The sequence below is a fragment of the Succinatimonas hippei YIT 12066 genome (genome assembly GCF_000188195.1).
Classification (GTDB): Bacteria; Pseudomonadota; Gammaproteobacteria; order Enterobacterales; family Succinivibrionaceae; genus Succinatimonas; species Succinatimonas hippei.
In genome coordinates this window covers 64,745-82,815 of record NZ_GL831058.1, presented here as the reverse complement: position 1 = coordinate 82,815, position 18,071 = coordinate 64,745, and the positions used below count along the sequence as shown (strand labels likewise).

Below are 18,071 nucleotides of genomic sequence, written 5' to 3'. Positions count from 1 at the left end.
ACAATTACAAATTGCTGATTGGTAGGTGACTTTAAGAAAAATTTAAATTCTTTTTTATCAAGAATGTCAATTAATTGCTGAGCCGTATCAATGGCGTTTTTACTTATTCTAAAGTACAGATTATCAGTAAACAGGGTATCAAACTGTATACCGATAAGACTGCCCTTGGCAAGCAGGGCTCCGTGCTGTTTAACTTGGGTTATAAAATGGTTCGGAGTATTATTATGGGTAAAGACTAAAGCTTCACCGCATAAGGCTCCGACTTTGGTTCCGCCGATATAAAAAGCATCGCACAGTCGTGCAAGCTCCGGTAAAGAGACATCATTTTCCGTACTTGTAAGGGCATAACCCAAGCGGGCTCCATCAATATAGAGAGGAATTCCGTATTCTTTGCAGATCGCGTAGATAGCGTTAAGTTCGGCTTTTGAATATAAAGTGCCGTATTCGGTAGGCTGTGAAATATAAACCATACCGGGAAATACCATATGCGGATAGTTTTCGTCTGCATAAAAAGTCTTTAGATAAACACTTAGATCTTGAGATCTAATTTTGCCAAAATGGGCAGGAAGTGGCAGAACTTTATGTCCGGTGTGCTCAATTGCGCCTGCCTCATGAACGTTGATATGTCCGGTTTGAGCGGCAATTACCCCTTCGTAAGCTTTAAGCATGGTAGCAATTACGACTGCGTTTGTTTGAGTACCGCCGACTAAGAAGAAAATATCTTTTGCATCCGTATTGCATGCGGCAGCAATTTTTTGTTTGGCGCTTTTAGTGAATTTATCTTCTCCGTAACCGGCAAAAGGCTCTTCATTTAATTTATAAAGAGCGGATAGAATTTGAGGATGTGCACCTTTTATGTAGTCACTTTCAAAAGAGAGCATGAGTAGTTTCCTTAATTGTTTTTCAACTAGTTTAAATCCTTTTTAGTGTTTTTGTGAGATGTTGACATCCTCACCGGCCTAAAGGCCGATGATTCCTACTGCTGATATAAACGCCGTAAAGGAAAAAATTTTAAATGCGGCCTCTAAAATTAAGAATATTGAAGTTTTAAACACTGCCAACGAATATAAATCACAAACGCAGACTAAGGAGAAGGACTGATGGAAAGCTTTATTTTGTTATTTTTAGATAAAAGAGAAGAGCTTTCCGAATTATTTATTCAGCATATGAATATGACGGCGATTGCTGTTTTTATTTCATTGATGATCGGTGTTCCTCTTGGCATTATCGTTACTAAACATAAGCGTCTTGCAGATTTTGTAATAGGATTTGCAAATGTTTTGCAGTCAATTCCTAGTATCGCATTATTAGCCTTTGCCGTACCTTTTGTCGGTATCGGAGAAAGACCGGCGATTTTGATGGTTATCGTTTACTCTTTGCTTCCGATTTTAAAAAATACTTATACAGGAATTAAAGGCATAGCTCCCAAGATGCTTGAAGTAGCTAGAGGTCTGGGCATGTCTACGTGTCAGCGCTTGTTTAAGATTGAATCGCCGTTAACCGCTTCTTATATTATGTCCGGAATAAGAATTTCTGCTGTAGCTGCAGTAGGTACGATGACTATTGCGGCTTTTGCCGGAGCAGGAGGACTGGGATGGTTTATTAATCTCGGTCTTAATTCCCAGAATGTCAATTTGGTGTTGCTGGGAGCAATACCGGCTTCTTGTTTGGCATTGTTTTTTGACTATATTTTAGGCAAGCTTGAAAAAGTAGTAACTCCGGAAGGGTTACTTCCTGCAAGTCAAATTAAAAATATTGATAAAAAGAAACGACGCATGCAGCGTTTTAGCGTTGTTTTGGTGTGTATGCTACTTGTTTTTGTACCTATTGGAACCTCTGCGTATGATTATTATTTGGAAAGCCAGCAGAAAAAACTCGTGATAGGCTCTAACAATTTTACTGAAGCGATTATTTTAGGCTATTTGCTGCAGGTAATGGTTGAGAATAATACTGATATTAAAGTTGAAGGTTCATATAATTTAGGCGGCGCTATTATGGAGCTTACAGCAATGAATGCTGATGAACTTGATGCTTTTGCCTGCTATACCGGAACGATTCTGCCTAATTTTTTACATGAGAAAATGGACTCTCACGATCCTGCGGCAATTTATAAACAGTCTAAGAAAGGACTTGATGAGCGTTTTGGTATAAAAATCTCGCAAAATATAGGTTTTAATAATACTTATGTTATGGCGGTTACTCCTGAAATTGCGCGTAAATATAACCTTAAAACAGTAAAAGATTTAATGCGTGTGGCTGATAAGCTGCGGCTTGGCTGTACCGTGGAATTTGTGCATCGCGACGATTGTCTGCCAAGTCTTGAAAAGCTTTATAACAATAGTTTTGCAGATGTCAGAGGTCTTGACGGCTCCATTCGTTATAGCGCTATTGCTTCAGGTGAGGTTGATGTTATTGACGCGTTTTCTACTGATGCATTATTGTTTAAAAATGATTTAGTTTTGCTTGAGGATAAAGATAACTTTTTTCCGCCTTATGATGCCGTTTATCTGATTAGGGGTGAAGCACTTGAAGAATATCCTGAAATAGTTCCCCTGATAAAGCAGATGGAGGGCCTTATAGATGAAAAGGCTATGGGTAAAATGAATATGCAGGTAGATATAGACGGTATGGACGCAAGAGACGTAGCTGAAGAATTTTTAAGAGGGAAAGGGATGATTAAATAGTTCTATTAAATTTAGATAATTTTATATTTATTTATATGTATTTATTTGATTTTTATGGATAAAAAAACCATAATCGCATAATATCGTATTTTAGTATCACAAATATTTTAAATTAAAAAAAACGTAAAAATCTGAATATGTGTTACTAACAAAGTAAAAAGCTTCTTACATTGATGCAAGAAGCTTTTAATCAAAAGTTTATCGGGATTTTATTTTGCCGTCTCTTTTTCAAGCTCGGCCTGAGCTTGTTGTTTAATCTTTTCTATAAAGTCTTTGTCAGGGGCATTCTTAGGAGCACGCAAGGTACGGATGCGCAAAGCACGCGGGGCTTTGAAGTAGAAAAGTAGACCGACGAATAACAGCAGAAGTCCTGACATTAAGAAGATCATACTGATGTTGATAAATGTAGCAATTACGCTTCCTAAAATAGGTCCGATGGTTCCGCCGATCTGCTGCCCTGAGAACATAAGACCAAAAGCCGCTCCGCGGTTCTCCGGCTCGGTGTTATTGACCACCATTGCGTTAGCAGAGGGGAAGATTCCGGAAAATCCGAGACCTACACAGAATTGTAAAATAGCAAAAGGCAGCAGACTATTGGGTATAAACTGTGCCGCTATCAGGATTCCGGCAGCGCACAGGGATATGGTCTCGGTATAAAAAAATCCTTTGCTTTGGCCTTGCTTACCCCAAATAGGAGCGGCAATGGCACCTGCAATTCCTGACAATGAGAAAACGGTTCCCGATATTAAAAGAAGGTTTTCTGTAGTGCCCATAAGTTCGCCTATATATACGGTCATTACAGGCTGTAAAAGCAGGATAACCATGTTGGTAAGACCGGTGCATAGCAACAGCAATCTGATGGAACGGTTGCTTAGCAACTTCTTATAAACGGATTCCTGCTTGACGTTTTTAACGGCTTTTTGTACAGGTCTGTCGACTTTCGGCTCTTTAATAAAGAAAAAGGTAATTAAAGTGATAAGGAGCAAGGTTCCTGAGCTTATAAAGAATGAAGTACGCATACCGAAAGATTCGGCAAGAACGCCGCCGAAGAGAGGTCCTAAAATTCCTCCGCAAATATTGGCTGACTGCATAATGCCCATGCCGATACCGATTTTGTTTTTAGGAATAAGGGTGGACATTAAAGCAAGAGACGCAGGCCACAGTCCTGCAGCAAAGCCTTGAAACGCACGAACCAGGAAGAGCTGGAACGGAGTGGTAACTAAACCTCCCATAAGATAGGTAACTGCAATCAGAAAGCTCGCGCGCATCACCATGAGCTTTTTACCTTTGCTGTCGGTCATTTTTCCCCAAATAGGAGACATAACGGCACAAACGGCAAAAGTAACAGCAAAGATCGCACCGGTCCACAAGTTGGCGGTTTCAGGATCCGCGTTTAATTCTTTAGTAAGGTATATAGGAAGAAAGGGGATAAGCATAGTGTAACTTGATGACATTAACACTACGTTTGCCGTAATAATCGCAAGGGCTACTTTCCAGTTCACGCAGAATCCTTTTTATCTTTAAAAAAGATATTAAATTAATGTTAAATTTAGGTTATTGCTATTACTGGTAAGTATAGACTTTATTTATTTAATAAGTAAGGACTTGCAGAAAAACAATCTTTAGGAATAAAGATTTACAAACGAATTTGATGTTTTTAAATGTAAAAACGGGCAAGAAAAACATCCTTACCCGTTAGTTTGATGTTAACTTACCGCAACTTCGTTTTGCTGCTTTTCCTCATTTTTAAGCGGCAACTCTTCTGCTTTAAGATCGATTAACTCCGGTTTATACTTATTTTCAATCTTATCAAGTCTGTTTTTGACTTCGTCAAAGAGAACTTTAGCGACATCATCATAAGCATCGGCATAATAGAAATTAACTCCGTCTTTTACTTCAGAAGGCAGTTCTTTCACATCGCCTGCATTTGCTTTAGGAACGATAAGATTAAATATTCCCATACGTCGTGCCGCTATGACTTTTTCACGGATGCCGCCGATTGCAAGAACCTGTCCTGTAAGTGACAGCTCTCCTGTCATGGCAAATCCTTGCTTAGGTTCGCTGTTTAAGGCAAGCGATAACAAGGATGAAGCCATGGTAATTCCGGCACTGGGGCCGTCTTTAGGAGTTGCTCCTTCAGGAACATGCAGATGCACCGTACCCTTTTTAAAGAAGTCGGCTCCCTTTTTACCTACATAACGCTGCAGATTTGCTTGGATGAAAGAGTAGGCGATGTGCGCCGATTCTTTCATAACATCACCAAGCGATCCGGTAAGCTCAAAACTTTTATTGTCGCGGTTTACGAGCACCGACTCAATAGGCAGCGTAGCACCGCCTACCGAAGTCCAGGCCAGACCTGTTATCACGCCGACTCCTTTAATATTTTTTTCTTTCTTAAAAGGGGCCGTGCCTAAAAAATCTTCAAGATTATCTTTGGTGATCGTGACGGAATTTTCTCCTTCAACAATTTTGACGGCAGCTTTTCTTACTATTTTGGCAATAGCGCGTTCAAGGGATCTGACTCCGCTTTCACGGGCATACTCTTCAATTATTTTAAGCAGCACCTCATCACTTAATTTAAGCTGGGCTTTGCGAATGGCTGCCTGCTTTAAAGCGCGAGGCAGTAAGTGCTTTTTAGCAATTAAAAGCTTTTCTTTGGCTATATATCCTGAAAGTCTAATCGGATCCATACGATCAAGAAGCGGTTCCGGGATGGACTCAACGGTATTGGCCGTGCAAATAAACAGGCAGTTTGACAGATCAAGCTTTTCATCAAGATAGTGATCAAGGAAATTGTTGTTTTGCTCGGGATCTAAAGTCTCAAGTAAAGCAGCAGACGGATCTCCTTGGTATGAACGACCTAACTTATCGATTTCATCCAACATGATGACAGGATTCATGACCTTGGTTTCACGCAGAGCCTGCACCATTTTGCCGGGCATTGATCCGATATAAGTTTTACGATGGCCTTTGATTACCGACTCATCGTCAACACCGCCTAGTGACAGTCTGAAAAAAGGACGATTAAGTGCCTTTGCAATAGACTTGCCGATGGAGGTTTTACCGACTCCCGGAGGTCCGACAAACAGCATAATCGAACCTTTGGTTTCGCCTTTCAGCGCTCCGATAGCCAAAAACTCAATGATGCGATCTTTAACGTCTTTAAGACCTTCATGATCTTTATCTAAGATAGTGCGCGCTTTTTTAAGATCGATCGATTCTTTTGACATTTTGCCCCAAGGTATTGAGGTTATGACGTCAAGATAATTTCTTGTCACTGCGTATTCAGGAGAGCCGCTTTCAAGTACTTTAAGCTTTTTTATCTCACTGTTAAAACGCTCAAGAATGTAATTAGGCGGCGAGAGTTTTTTCATGCGCTTTTCAAATTCAATGGCGTCGGCACTTTTATCGTCCATCTTAATGCCGAGTTCTTTTTGAATTTCATTTAACTGTTCGCGCAGAATGTAGTCACGCTGTCTTTTGTTGAGCTTTTCAGAAACCGAGCCTTTAATTTTATTTTGCAGTTTTGCCGCTTTAAGCTCTTTTTTTATCATGGTAAGCGACATCTTAAGACGCGGCAGGATTTCTATTTCGTTTAAAACATTTTGCAGCTCGGAATAAGATCCGGTAGAAATCGATGCGGCGCAGTCGGCCAAAAGCGACGGATCGTTTTGATTAAAGCGCAGCAGGTATTGGCGCATCTCCTCAGTATATAAAGGATTTAAAGGCAAAAGCTCCTGAATTGACGATACTAATGCCATCGAATAGGCCTTAACGTCAATTGCTTCCTGGCTTTCAGGATCGGGTAAAGACGGCTCCGGATAGCTTACCTTGGCAAGACTCGTTTTTTCATAATTAGTCCAGCTCTCGATTTTGACGCGAGCTATGCCTTCACAAATAAAGTGAATTTCGGAATTAGTTGCTTTGGCATGCAGCAGTTTGACCGCACATCCTACTGGAGGATAGTCCTCAGGAAGGATTTTGTCTCTGTCGCCGGGTTTTTCACCAATAGAAAAGATAGCAAAAACCTTGGATTTGGTTTCTGCTACTTTCATTAACACATCTTCCCAATCAATTGAAAGCTGTACCGGTGTAATTTGACTGGGCATGACCGGGCGGCCGAAGATCGGAATGATATGCATTTCTTCGGGCATTTGCTCACCAAGTCCAGTGCGGCTTTCTTTATTGTTGTCGCCGGGATTTTTAACAAGATGCTCTAAGTGTTCAATTTTATGAACCAGATCTTGTAAGGTTTCTTCGTCTTTGGTGTTTTTAGGTTCGCTCATGTTTTTTTATTATCTCAAGCAAGCTATTGGACTTTGGTGTTACATGGGGTTTGAGTACTTATTTTTCAAGGCAATTCACTTAAGATTAATTCTTTTATGACATTAAATCCGTTTATAAGTGACTTTTCGTCAAAATCAAAAGAACTGTTATGATGCGGGGCCGCAATATCCGAGCCAATCATAAAGTAGCATCCTTGTTTGCCTTGTTTTTGCAGATGACGAATTAATTGAGAGGCATCTTCCGAGGCGTTGAATTTAAAGTGGGGCATAACATTAAGCTTAAGTTTGTGTGCCGCATGTTCTACTTTTTTACAAAGAGCTGTATCTTGTCGGATGCCAAGACCTACTCCTTTTTTTAGTAATTGATAACTGCTTCCCGGTACGGCGTTACTCTCATTTGCGATGATTTTTTCAATTTGAAAATAGAGATGATCCAGGTTTTTTTCGTCTAAGACTCTTATCTCTCCGTCAAGAGAACAGTGATCGGGAATTACGTTGCAAGCACCTTCACAGTGTAGATTTGATATGTTGACGTAAAGTCCTTTTTTTAGATCTAAAAGATTAAGCGCTTTTTCAATAAAAGATGCGGTGACTTTAAGCGCGTTGATGCCAAGCTCGGGATGTCCTGCGTGGCTTTTTTTGCCTAACACTTCAAGAGTGAATTTGCAGCTTGCTAAAAAATCCGAAGGACAGGGGACAATATATCCGGACGGAACGCCAAGACCTAAATGATAACAGTAGATAAAATCGATATCTTGTAAAAAGCCCGAATCAATTACGGCAAGAGCTCCTCTGCATCCTTCCTCTGCCGGTTGGAAAATAAAGCTTATAGCACTTAAGTCGCTTTTGTAGAGTAAAGCAAGATTTGCATTGACCCATAATGCGCTCATTAGAGCAATTGCCATATGTCCGTCATGACCGCAGGCGTGCATGGCGCCGTTTACCGCGTTAAATCCATATCGTGCGGGGACATGCTTAGGATCGGAACTTTCAGGGATGGCCAGTCCGTCAATATCCGAGCGAACAGCAAGATGCTTTTTAGTCTTTTTATTTTCCGGATCTAAATTAAAAGTGATCTTGAATCCGGTAACCGTTACGTCAGTGCCTAAAAACTTATGAGGTTTGTCAATCTTAGGTATAAGCGTACGCAGATTCTGAGCTGTTTCTTGAGACATAAAGGTTATGCTTCCTTTCGTTTCTTTTAACAGATTGATTAAAAATTCCATGGTTTTCCATTCGTGAAAACCGGTCTCAGGCATAGCGTGCAGCATGCGTCTTAATGTAATGATTGCTTTAAAGACAGAATCGTTATTTGTAAAATCCGGCAGGGACAAGAAATTTTTATTCATTTAAATTCGGTAAATCCGCTCCGCTTCCTAGAATATGAAAATTAAGCAGGAAAGTAAGGCAGCCTTTAAATTTTTACGGTGCTCTATAGCGTTTAAGGCTTAATTTTGAATAGTTTAAACTCAATTGACAATAGTTTTCCAGTAGTAAATGCGATGCTTTAATTTACTGTTTTTAAAGACATCTTGTGAAACATGTTTTTAAAGATTCTGCCTTTTAAGGGGTATTTGTCGCGGTTGGGCGGCAACATAAAAGCTTAAATGACTGTAAGTCGTAACAGATTACAGATCTTAATAAATTGCTTTCTGTTACAATGAGAAGAATTCTGTATAAAAAGAGAAACAAGAGAAATTGTCAGTTATAGAGAAGATTTGGTACGAAAAAGGCGCAACATCTTTTTTGATGCGTTTGCCGCTTATTCCTTTTTCTTGCGTCTTTAAGTTTGCAACTGCAGCAAGACGCTTTTTATACGGCACAGAGGTTTTAAAATCTACAGCTCCTGATGTCCCGGTAGTTGTTATAGGCGGCATCACCGTAGGCGGATCGGGAAAAACTCCTTTATGCGTGGCTTTAGTTAAAGAACTTATGCGTTTAGGTTATACCCCCGGTGTTTTATCTCGAGGGTATAAAGCTAAAGCTTCTTCCTATCCATATGAAGTTAAGGCGGATGATGATGCCTCAGTAAGCGGAGATGAGCCTCTGCTTATAAAAAGACAGACTAATGCGCGTGTGATAATTGATCCTGACAGGGCACGCGGTGCCGATGCTCTTGCCCGTTTGGGAGTTGACATCATAATTACCGATGACGGAATGCAGCATTATTCACTTGATCGCGATGTTGAAATCGCGGTTTTAGACGGAAACAGAATGCTGGGCAACGGAATGCTGCTGCCGGCAGGTCCGCTGCGTGAAGGTAAATGGCGCTTAAATACCGTAGATGCCGTGGTCGTCAATGCGGCGATGGCAAAATCAGGCTACTATACTATGGTATTAAGACCGCGGGCCCCTCATTCTGTCAATGACGGAAGAAATGAGGTTTTAGCCAAGAACGCTGAAGTTTGCGCATTAGCCGGAATCGGTAATCCGGGACGTTTTTATCGTACGCTTGAGGATTGCGGCTATCTGGTAAAAGATATCCTTCAGGCAGGTGATCATGAACGTCTTGATCCTGATGTAATCAGGGAAAAAGCTAAAAACTTACCGGTTATTATGACGGCAAAAGACGCAATTAAATATCATCGTTATGATTTGCCAAATGTTTTTGTGCTCGAGGTTGAAGCTGATTTAAGCAATCGTTTTTATGAAAACATTATGGAGAAAATTAAAGATAGCGATAATAAGGTTGCCTTAAGGCGGATGGATGCCATGAAGCGTTTAAATAACAATGATTTTTCAAATAAGCCAAAAGATGAGGTTTGAATGAGCGAATATATAGTAGCGATTCCCGCCAGATACGCATCAACTAGACTTCCGGGTAAGCCTTTATGCGATGTGGGCGGCATGCCTATGATAAAAAGAGTTTGTCTGCAGGCTTTAAAGTCAAACGCAAAAGAAGTTATTGCCTGTGTAGATGATAAAAGAGTAGAAGATGTTCTTGACGGGGTTCCGGTTACAGTCTGTCAGACCTCTCTTGACTGCAAATGCGGCACCGATCGCATTGCAGAGATGATTGGCATTTTAAAGCTCGATCCTGAAACCGTTATCGTAAATGTTCAGGGCGATGAGCCTTTAATTGAGCCGGAGCTGATTGATAATGTTGCAAAGCTTCTTATAGACAAGAATGCGGACATGGCAACTTTATGCGCCAAAATCGATAACGTCAAAGACGTGTTTGATCCGGGATGCGTGAAGGTGGTCATGGATAAAGACGGCTTTGCTTTATATTTCAGCCGCTGTCCTATACCGTATGAACGTGAGAATTTCGGAAAAGATGAAGTGACGGAACTTCAATACGATCATTATCATCATATCGGTATTTACGCTTATAAGGCAAAGACAATCCTTGATTATCATTCAAAACCGCAGAGCATGCTGGAGAAGAGCGAATCATTAGAGCAGCTTCGTTTGCTGCATTTCGGCATGAGTATTGCCGTCGGTATTACCGACAGACCTCCTGAGACCGGAGTTGATACTGAAGCAGATTTACTGCGGGTGAATGATATTTTGCGCAAGTAATTTGCAAAAAGAATAGATTTTTTCAAAAATTTGACCTAAGCGGGCTTTTAATCATGCAGTTTTGCGTGCTTTAAATCCCGCTTTAATTTTTAGGAATTACAATAAGCAATAAGGAGTTTTTATTGCCAGGGGCGTGAAATGCTGCGGAAAAAGAAAACGTTAAGCATTCGATTTTATACCGTACTCTTATTGATGCCTTTTCTTATCGCCATTTTTATTTTAGTGGCGTTTTTGCGTTCTAACTTTAATACTATTGAACAAAAAAGTAATTACATTCTGGAGAAGACCGTTCCTGACGTCATTGCAACGCAAAATATTCAGCAAAAACTTCAAGATCTGCAGCGCTCTATCGAAATAATTCGTTTTTCAAATGACTTTACTTTTGCTGATGAAGCTTATAACTCAAGTCGTCTTTTAAATATTTCGTCTTTTTATCCGTATAAAGATGAAATAAAAACTTTTAAAGAACGAATCGCAAAATTTTATAAAGATCGAATGGATTTTTATGCTTTACGGCGAGGGCTGTTTATTAAAGTTAATAAAGTCAATGAAATAGGAAATGATGTTGATTTTTATCAAGAATTAAGATTAATGCCCATGACCTTATATGAAAGGAAAAACGATGAATTAATATTAAAGACATTTAAAGCAAATTATAAAGAAATAAAGCGTTACTGCGTACAGGATGAAATAGATAAAGAGGCTTTGTCTTCGTGCTCCGTTTTACTATCTGCTTATGAGGATTTAAAAGTAAAGATAGATAAGCTTTATGCTAAAAAAGAGTTGTTTGAAGAAAGTTATCTGCAGCTTAACCATGATTTGAAAGAATTTAGCATTCTGCTTTCCGGCAAGCATAATTACAGCTTGGTAAAAGATATTTTTGAGATTGAAGATACAGTAGAAGAAGTGCAGCACATGGTGCGGGCTGCCGTAATTATTGCCGTTATCATGGTAATTGCCGAAATCTTCTTAATTCATTTCCTTATTATTTCTCCTATTTATAAGATTGCAAAAGAGATAAGAGAGTTCAGAAGAACCAAACTTCCGCCTAAAAAGCTTATGTCATGGCATATTGAAGAAATCCAGGATATTTGTTCTTTGTTAAATCCTTTATTTAAGGATGTAAGCGAGGTTTATTCGGAGTCTTTTGAATTGCAAAAACAAAACCAAGATTTAAAAAGTTTGGCTTTACTTGATGATTTGACGCAGCTTTTAAACCGCAGGGCTCTTAATCTGTTAATTCGCGAGAAGCCTTTTGCCAGGAAAAATATGGCCGTGTGCATGCTCGATATTGATTATTTTAAGTGTTTAAATGATTCAATGGGGCATATTGAGGGGGATAGGGTCTTACATAGGATTGCCATAGTTTTAAAAGAAAAAGTAGCAGGAAGCGATCTTATCTACCGCTATGGAGGCGAGGAGTTTTGTATTATTTTATTTGATGTAAAACAAGAAGATGTTTTGAAAATTGCTAAAAGACTTTGTAAGGAAATTGAAAGTCTTAATCTTATCAATAAAGGGATATGCGATAAGCCGGTAACTATAAGTGCAGGAACTTCTCTTATAGCAAAAGATGATAAAAGCGATACGATTATTGATTTGATTCATCAGGCTGACAGTGCTTTATATCGGGCTAAAAACAGCGGACGTAATTGTGCGGTTTCTTATGAAGAGGTATTGAAGCTGTAAGTAAAAGTTAGAGATAAGCATAATTTCGGTGCATTTTTACGAAATTTTATATATGTATATTTTGACTTTAATAAAAACATTATTCTTTTGATACGTTAAATGTGTTAATTATTTGTTTTTTATATTGATTTAAACAGGAAAAACACAATAATTTTTTTAATTTAGACGTAAAAACCGTCTAAATCAGTTAAATAAATTTTGTGGTTACGGGATTTTTATGTGATTTTCGTATATTTTCACTACGTAAATTTAACTATAATAAGCATCAACATAGAGAAAATTTATCGAGGTAAAAACCATGCGACAAACAGAAAGCGCAATGCGTATGCTTGTTAGTGCCTATAAGGCAGTATTATCTAATTGTTACTTAAAAGAAAACCTCATGGGGGGGGGTAAAGCACTTTTGTAAAGGCGTTGCCTTAAGTTCCTTCCTTACCGCAGTTCTTGCAGGTATTTCTTCTCCCTCCTTCGCCATAGAGATCGAAAAATTTGTTAATACTGCTAATGAGCAGCATCAGATTGTCGTAGAAGAAGATACGGTAGTCACCGGTTACGGAACTCAAAGCGGAGACAGCTTTGATTCTTCACATCCTGAAAATAAGAATAATTCACTTTATTCCGATGCTTCAACCATCAATTCAGTTGTTGTTAAAGACGGACATTCTTTAACTTTTGAAGATGTGGCTTTGGACAATGCAACTATAACTACTGAGGGAAAATTAACCATTAAAAACATTACAGGTAAGGACGAAGTCGCCGGAGTGTTAGGTATGAAAGGTGGCTTGTTCATTACTGGTAATATAAAAGCAGGTGAGCTTGTAATAGATACAACGCAGTCTTCTAGTAGCAAGGGTATCTATGCGATTACTGATGTTAATACTGATATGGCTATTCCTGAAGGAATGGAAAAGAAAATTATTGTTGATGTTGCCGGAGATGTTTCAGTATCATCAGCGCAAGATGCACTATTTACTGAAGCGGATCATTTAAACAGTATTGATCTGACATCTCATGAAGGTAATATTAAGATTTTGGCTCAGAGCAGAGGTGCTGTTTACAATAATGTAGGTACAGAAGCTACTGGATCTAAAAATGACTTATCTGTAGTAGCTAAACAAGGAAACATCTCAATTGAAAGCAAAGATAATAGCTCCGGTAAAAATTATGGTGGAGTTATAAATAAAAACGAGGGTAAAACTACTGTAAAAGCAGAAAATGGTTCTATAGCCATAACATCAACCAGTCAGGGCGTATTTGCTACAGACGGCAATATTGAAATTACTTCACAGCAGAGCCAGATTTCAGCAGGTACTAACGGTGTTGTTTTAAGCGGCGGTCAAGTTGATTTAAAGGCACAGGCTTCATCAACTGGTTCATTATTAAGAACAACCGAAGATGATTACATTAATGTAATTTATGGAGATGCAAACGGTATTTACATTGAGCCTAATGATTCCGGAGACGACGCCGTATTTAATGCTCTTGCAGATCAAGATAATTATATCGGTGGTAAAGAAAGCGGTATATTTGTAAATAACGATAACGGCAGTGTATTGCTTGACGGTGTGAATAACTATATCGGTTTTAACTCTGAAGACAATGTGTTGGATAAAGACGGTAAGCCGATAACCGATGATTTTATAGGAAAGAATGGCATCTATGTAGAATCAGGAACGGTTACTTTAGACGCTGATAATGAGAACAGGATAAAAGCTACAGATAATGGTATTAATGTAAATGGAGATGAAGCTTCGGTATCTTTAACTGGATCTTCCAACATAATTAATGTATCAAATGTAACAAATGGTAGCGCTTACGGTATCAATGCTGCTTTTGGTGATGTTCTAATTAATCAAGAAAATAATTTAGCACAGAATACGGAAATTCATGTTTCTGCTGATAATGAAGCAATGGGTATTTATGTAGCAGAACTGAATGAACAAAACAACTTTGTCGAAACAAACTCTGATATAAAAGTTTATTCGGATAAGATATTTATATCTGTAACAGGAAAAAACAGTAGCTTATCGCCTTCAACAGCAGGTGTTTACGCAAAAAATAATAAAGGAAATATTTTACTAAATTCTGGAGATGAAGGAATAATTATAGATGTAACAGCTTCTACATTAAATTCCGTGCCGGGTAGTGTGGCTGGTATATATTCAGAAAATTCAGGAAATAATGTATTTTCTTCATCTGGAAACATTAATATTAGTAGCTCTTTTGTTGATAATGGTAATTCAATTGGCATTTATTCTTCCATTGCAGGAGATAAGATCAATAATAACAACATACTTTTATCAGCAAATAATATTACCATAAATTCAACAACTGGTTCTGGTAGTGTTTTTGGTATTCAAACCCATTATGCTGACAATGCTGAAAGCGGATATACAAATAACGTGAATTTAACAGCATCTAATAATATTACAATCACTACTAACAATACTGCGGATAGTGGAACGGGAAACAGCAATGCTGTTAGTGTTGCCGGAGGAGAGGTTGTACTGACTGCTCAGAATGGCGGTACTATTATTAATGCGTTGTGTAATGAGAATAATGATGATATAGGTGCATACGGAATTTATGTTGGCAGTTATGATTCTGCGCCTTTCAGCTCTTTTGCAACGGTTACAAGTAAGTTAAATAATAATATTACAGCTGGTAATGCATTATATGCGTTAGGAGGAAAATCTACTATTTCTTTGCTATCGCAAACTGCCAGTAATATTTTACAAACAAATTCAGCGGGTGTTGTTGCTTATCAAGATTCATCGATAGATATTATCGCTGAGCAGGGATATAACAGTATAGATGCCGGAGGTACGGGCATTATTGCCTCAGATTATTCTGATGTAGGCAATGGCGGAACGGTGACGTTAAATGCAAAAGGGAATCAATTGACATCTGTTGCTTATGGAGTTCGAGCTGCAACAAATGCTTTTGTAACAGTTACTGGTTCTACTGATAGTAATAGTATTACAGTATCAGGTGCTGAGGATGCTGAGAATGTTTATGGTTTATATTCATCAGCTTCTAAAATCTTATTGAATGCAGAAGCTGATAATTTGATTTCTGCTGATGATGAAACTAAGGGTAAAAAGACACAAAAAGGTTATGGCAACGGTTATGCCGTATACACTACCAGCGGCAGCTCCGTAACATTAGAAGCCGGTAATGATAACCAATTGTTAGGCGCTGTGTATGCTCACGGCAGCGGCACTAATGTGTTCATTGGCGGCAGTGAAAGTGAAGACAAGGCAGCTCGGGAGAACCGGATTTATTCCTATGCTTACATTGATGGTGCAGGAGATCTGGAAAGAGAGGAAGCATTTAAAGGCAAATCTGTCATTTCAGCTGTATATGCGGAGGAAGGTGCTAATATCAAGTTGTCCGGAATCTCCAACGATTTACGTACTTTCGCTGAGTATCAAAATGAAAACCAGCTGGAGCGTGTAGTATGGGCTTATAACGGAGATGTTAAAGGTACTTCAATTTTAATTGACGGTTACGCAAGTATATCGACCAACCAGTATGATAAAAGTCCCAACAGTTTGGATGTTGCGATAGCGGCTGGTACTGGAGTGGAATTGACCCCTGAAAAGGTGAATCAGGATGTAGCTGAAGGAGATAGAGCTAAAGTTACGGTGGCATATACTGATACTACAGATGATCAAGGTAATACTATTCATAGTTATATTTCCGGTGACATCCTTTCAGCTTATGAAGGTTTGGTAGATATAAGACCGGAGAATAATTCTAATGCCAGAATTATCATTAATGGTAATCTCCTTGCCGGTAACAACGGTATTTTGAATGTAGATTTGGGCAACGGCGGTGAATTGACCGGGCGTGCCGATGACTATCAGGATGCCGATACCGGAGTGGATAATAACAAAGCGACAGGAGAAGAAGGGAGCTACTTTAACCCTGCTTTCAGCAGCTCGATTTTATCCTCAGGTGATGTCAACCTTACTATGGGGGATTCCTCTAAATGGAATGTCACCGGACAGAGCTGGATAAGCAGTATTACTACTGATTCTTACGGTGGATATTCAGAAGTAGTACCTGAAATTGATTTGACTGCTTACAATTCTAATGATGAGAACGTAACAACTCCAGAAGACGGCGGGCAAGCTTTAACCATCGGCAGCATAACAGGTGATGCGGTCTTTACTATGAATCTTGACGGTAATAACGTATCTAACGGTAATATGCTGTATATGAAGCAGGCTAACGGCAATTACTACATCAATCTTACCGAAGTCGTTGCAGAAAGTGAAATCAACAACGGACATGACGGCTTACGCTTTGCCACTGTAGGTGCCGGGTCTGATGTGACATTCAGTGTCGGTAGTGTTAATACCGGCGGCACTTTTAACGTTGAGTACGAAGTCGGAACCGACAGCTATGCTCTCAATCAGGAAAATTACTTGTATGACGGTACGGAGTTAAACAACTCAAAACCGGGAAAAGATACTGTAGAGGCCATTTTTGGAGAAGGTACAACTAACAGAGCAGCTAAGATTGCCTTGTTAAGTTCTGAAGACGAAGGTTATAGTCAAACTGTTGATGATGAAACCACCAACTTTAAGATTATCGCGGTTAAAGATAGAGAAGTATCTGATGCCGGCAAAACCATAGTTGACATGTCCCGCGCCAACTACGCCAATGCTGTCTATATGGACACTTTAAACAAGCGTCAGGGTGAGGCAAGATTCGTCGGTGATACTGACCACGGAGTCTGGGTCAGACTGCGTCATGACAATATCGGTAAGGATGATTCCTTCAGAACTCATAACACTATGGTTGAGGTAGGTTTTGAGCAAAGAGATGTTAACGACTACGGTGAATTTCATACCGGCTTTGCTCTTGACTATATGAACGGTCAGATTGATTACCATACCGTTGACGGTGACGGCGATATCGAAAGATACGGCGTCTGGTTCTATACCACCTATCTTGGCAATGACGGTCAGTATGCCGATTTGGTATTAAAGTACGGACATTTAAAGAATGACTTTGACTTCAATTTGTCCGGAACCGGAGTTAACGTTAACGGTGATTATACCAATGAGGTGGCATCAATCTCCGCCGAATACGGCTGGAAGGTCTCTAACTCCTATAACTACTACATCGAGCCGCAGGCCCAGCTGCAGTATTCCTATGTAACCGGAGCCGACTATACCACTTCATACGGCACCAAGGTAGACCTTGACTCTATTCACAGCTTGATAGGCAGAGTGGGCTTTAGAGCCGGTAAAGACTTTAATACCGAAACTCCGGTAACTTTGTATGCAAGAGCAGACGTATTGCATGAGTTCTTAGGTGACCAGGATATTTATGCATACGACAATACCGGCGTTATGGATGTCACATATGAAAATGACGACACCTGGTATTCGGCAGGTGTAGGTCTGTCGGTACAAAGCTCTGAGAACACATACTTCTTTATTGAAGGAGAGCAGGTATTCGGAGCTGACAACGACAATACTTACACTGTATCGGGAGGATTTAAGCACAGCTTTTAATTAAAACCTTCCTAAAAGACAAAAAGCGTCGGGATTAAAGCAATGTCTTAGTCCCGGCGCTAAAAAGCTTTGGGCCGCGCTTTCAACTGACGTTTCATGAAAGTTTGCCTCTTGCGGCCCTATTTGAATTTTCTTATTACTCTTAATTTTTTACAATATATCAAGATCTGATTTTTAAGAATTTACGTACGTATCGTAGATTTAGAAATGTAAAAATTTTTCTTAGAACTATAAATTGAGCGTTTACAGTAAAAGGCGGATCTTTTTCTATTTAAAATTCATATCGTGTACTCTGTGTGCTCTGATACAGTCTTTTATCACCGAATATTTTTCTGTAGAAATGAATTTATTTAAGTATG

General features: G+C 39.3%; 10 protein-coding genes. 5 read left to right on the top strand and 5 right to left on the bottom strand.

Annotated elements, in window-relative coordinates:
* Window positions 1–881 (bottom strand): threonine aldolase family protein (locus tag HMPREF9444_RS08720; protein WP_040909457.1); only part of this gene is annotated, 881 nt, incomplete at its 3' end.
* 219 nt (window positions 882–1,100) lie between these two features.
* Between HMPREF9444_RS08720 and HMPREF9444_RS08715 the strand changes: the two genes are divergently transcribed.
* Window positions 1,101–2,684 carry an ABC transporter permease/substrate-binding protein gene (locus HMPREF9444_RS08715; protein WP_009144051.1) on the top strand — a complete coding sequence of 528 codons (1,584 nt, stop codon included), beginning with the start codon at window positions 1,101–1,103 and terminating at the stop codon, window positions 2,682–2,684.
* Window positions 2,685–2,893: 209 nt separating this feature from the next.
* Here the strand turns inward: HMPREF9444_RS08715 and HMPREF9444_RS08710 are convergent, their stop codons facing one another.
* From HMPREF9444_RS08710 to HMPREF9444_RS08700, 3 genes are all read right to left on the bottom strand, one after another.
* Window positions 2,894–4,186, bottom strand: coding sequence for an MFS transporter (locus HMPREF9444_RS08710; RefSeq protein ID WP_009144050.1), 1,293 nt, complete (start codon window positions 4,184–4,186; stop codon window positions 2,894–2,896).
* A 204-nt stretch (window positions 4,187–4,390) separates the two neighbouring features.
* Entirely contained in the window at window positions 4,391–6,970 is a 2,580-nt protein-coding gene (lon, locus tag HMPREF9444_RS08705) for an endopeptidase La (protein ID WP_009144049.1), read from the bottom strand.
* 65 nt (window positions 6,971–7,035) lie between these two features.
* Window positions 7,036–8,319 (bottom strand): amidohydrolase, encoded by a 1,284-nt coding sequence (locus HMPREF9444_RS08700; protein ID WP_009144048.1) that lies wholly within the window; start codon window positions 8,317–8,319, stop codon window positions 7,036–7,038.
* 349 nt (window positions 8,320–8,668) lie between these two features.
* Here HMPREF9444_RS08700 and lpxK point away from each other — a divergent pair, with 349 nt between their 5' ends.
* The 3 genes from lpxK to HMPREF9444_RS10650 all read left to right on the top strand — a co-directional run bounded on the left by lpxK (window position 8,669) and on the right by HMPREF9444_RS10650 (window position 12,181).
* On the top strand, window positions 8,669–9,736 hold the full coding sequence (gene lpxK, locus HMPREF9444_RS08695; RefSeq protein ID WP_083801152.1) for a tetraacyldisaccharide 4'-kinase: 1,068 nt from the start codon (window positions 8,669–8,671) through the stop codon (window positions 9,734–9,736).
* Window positions 9,737–10,492: a 3-deoxy-manno-octulosonate cytidylyltransferase gene (kdsB, locus tag HMPREF9444_RS08690; RefSeq protein WP_009144046.1), complete on the top strand. Its 756-nt coding sequence runs from the start codon at window positions 9,737–9,739 to the stop codon at window positions 10,490–10,492.
* A 138-nt stretch (window positions 10,493–10,630) separates the two neighbouring features.
* Window positions 10,631–12,181, top strand: coding sequence for a GGDEF domain-containing protein (locus HMPREF9444_RS10650; protein ID WP_009144045.1), 1,551 nt, complete (start codon window positions 10,631–10,633; stop codon window positions 12,179–12,181).
* A 419-nt stretch (window positions 12,182–12,600) separates the two neighbouring features.
* On the opposite strand, the gene HMPREF9444_RS10995 is transcribed toward HMPREF9444_RS10650, so the two are convergent.
* Window positions 12,601–12,744: a hypothetical protein gene (locus tag HMPREF9444_RS10995; protein ID WP_156791215.1), complete on the bottom strand. Its 144-nt coding sequence runs from the start codon at window positions 12,742–12,744 to the stop codon at window positions 12,601–12,603.
* A 123-nt stretch (window positions 12,745–12,867) separates the two neighbouring features.
* Here HMPREF9444_RS10995 and HMPREF9444_RS08680 point away from each other — a divergent pair, with 123 nt between their 5' ends.
* Window positions 12,868–17,712, top strand: coding sequence for an autotransporter outer membrane beta-barrel domain-containing protein (locus HMPREF9444_RS08680; RefSeq protein WP_148514420.1), 4,845 nt, complete (start codon window positions 12,868–12,870; stop codon window positions 17,710–17,712).
* Window positions 17,713–18,071: the final 359 nt, after the last annotated feature.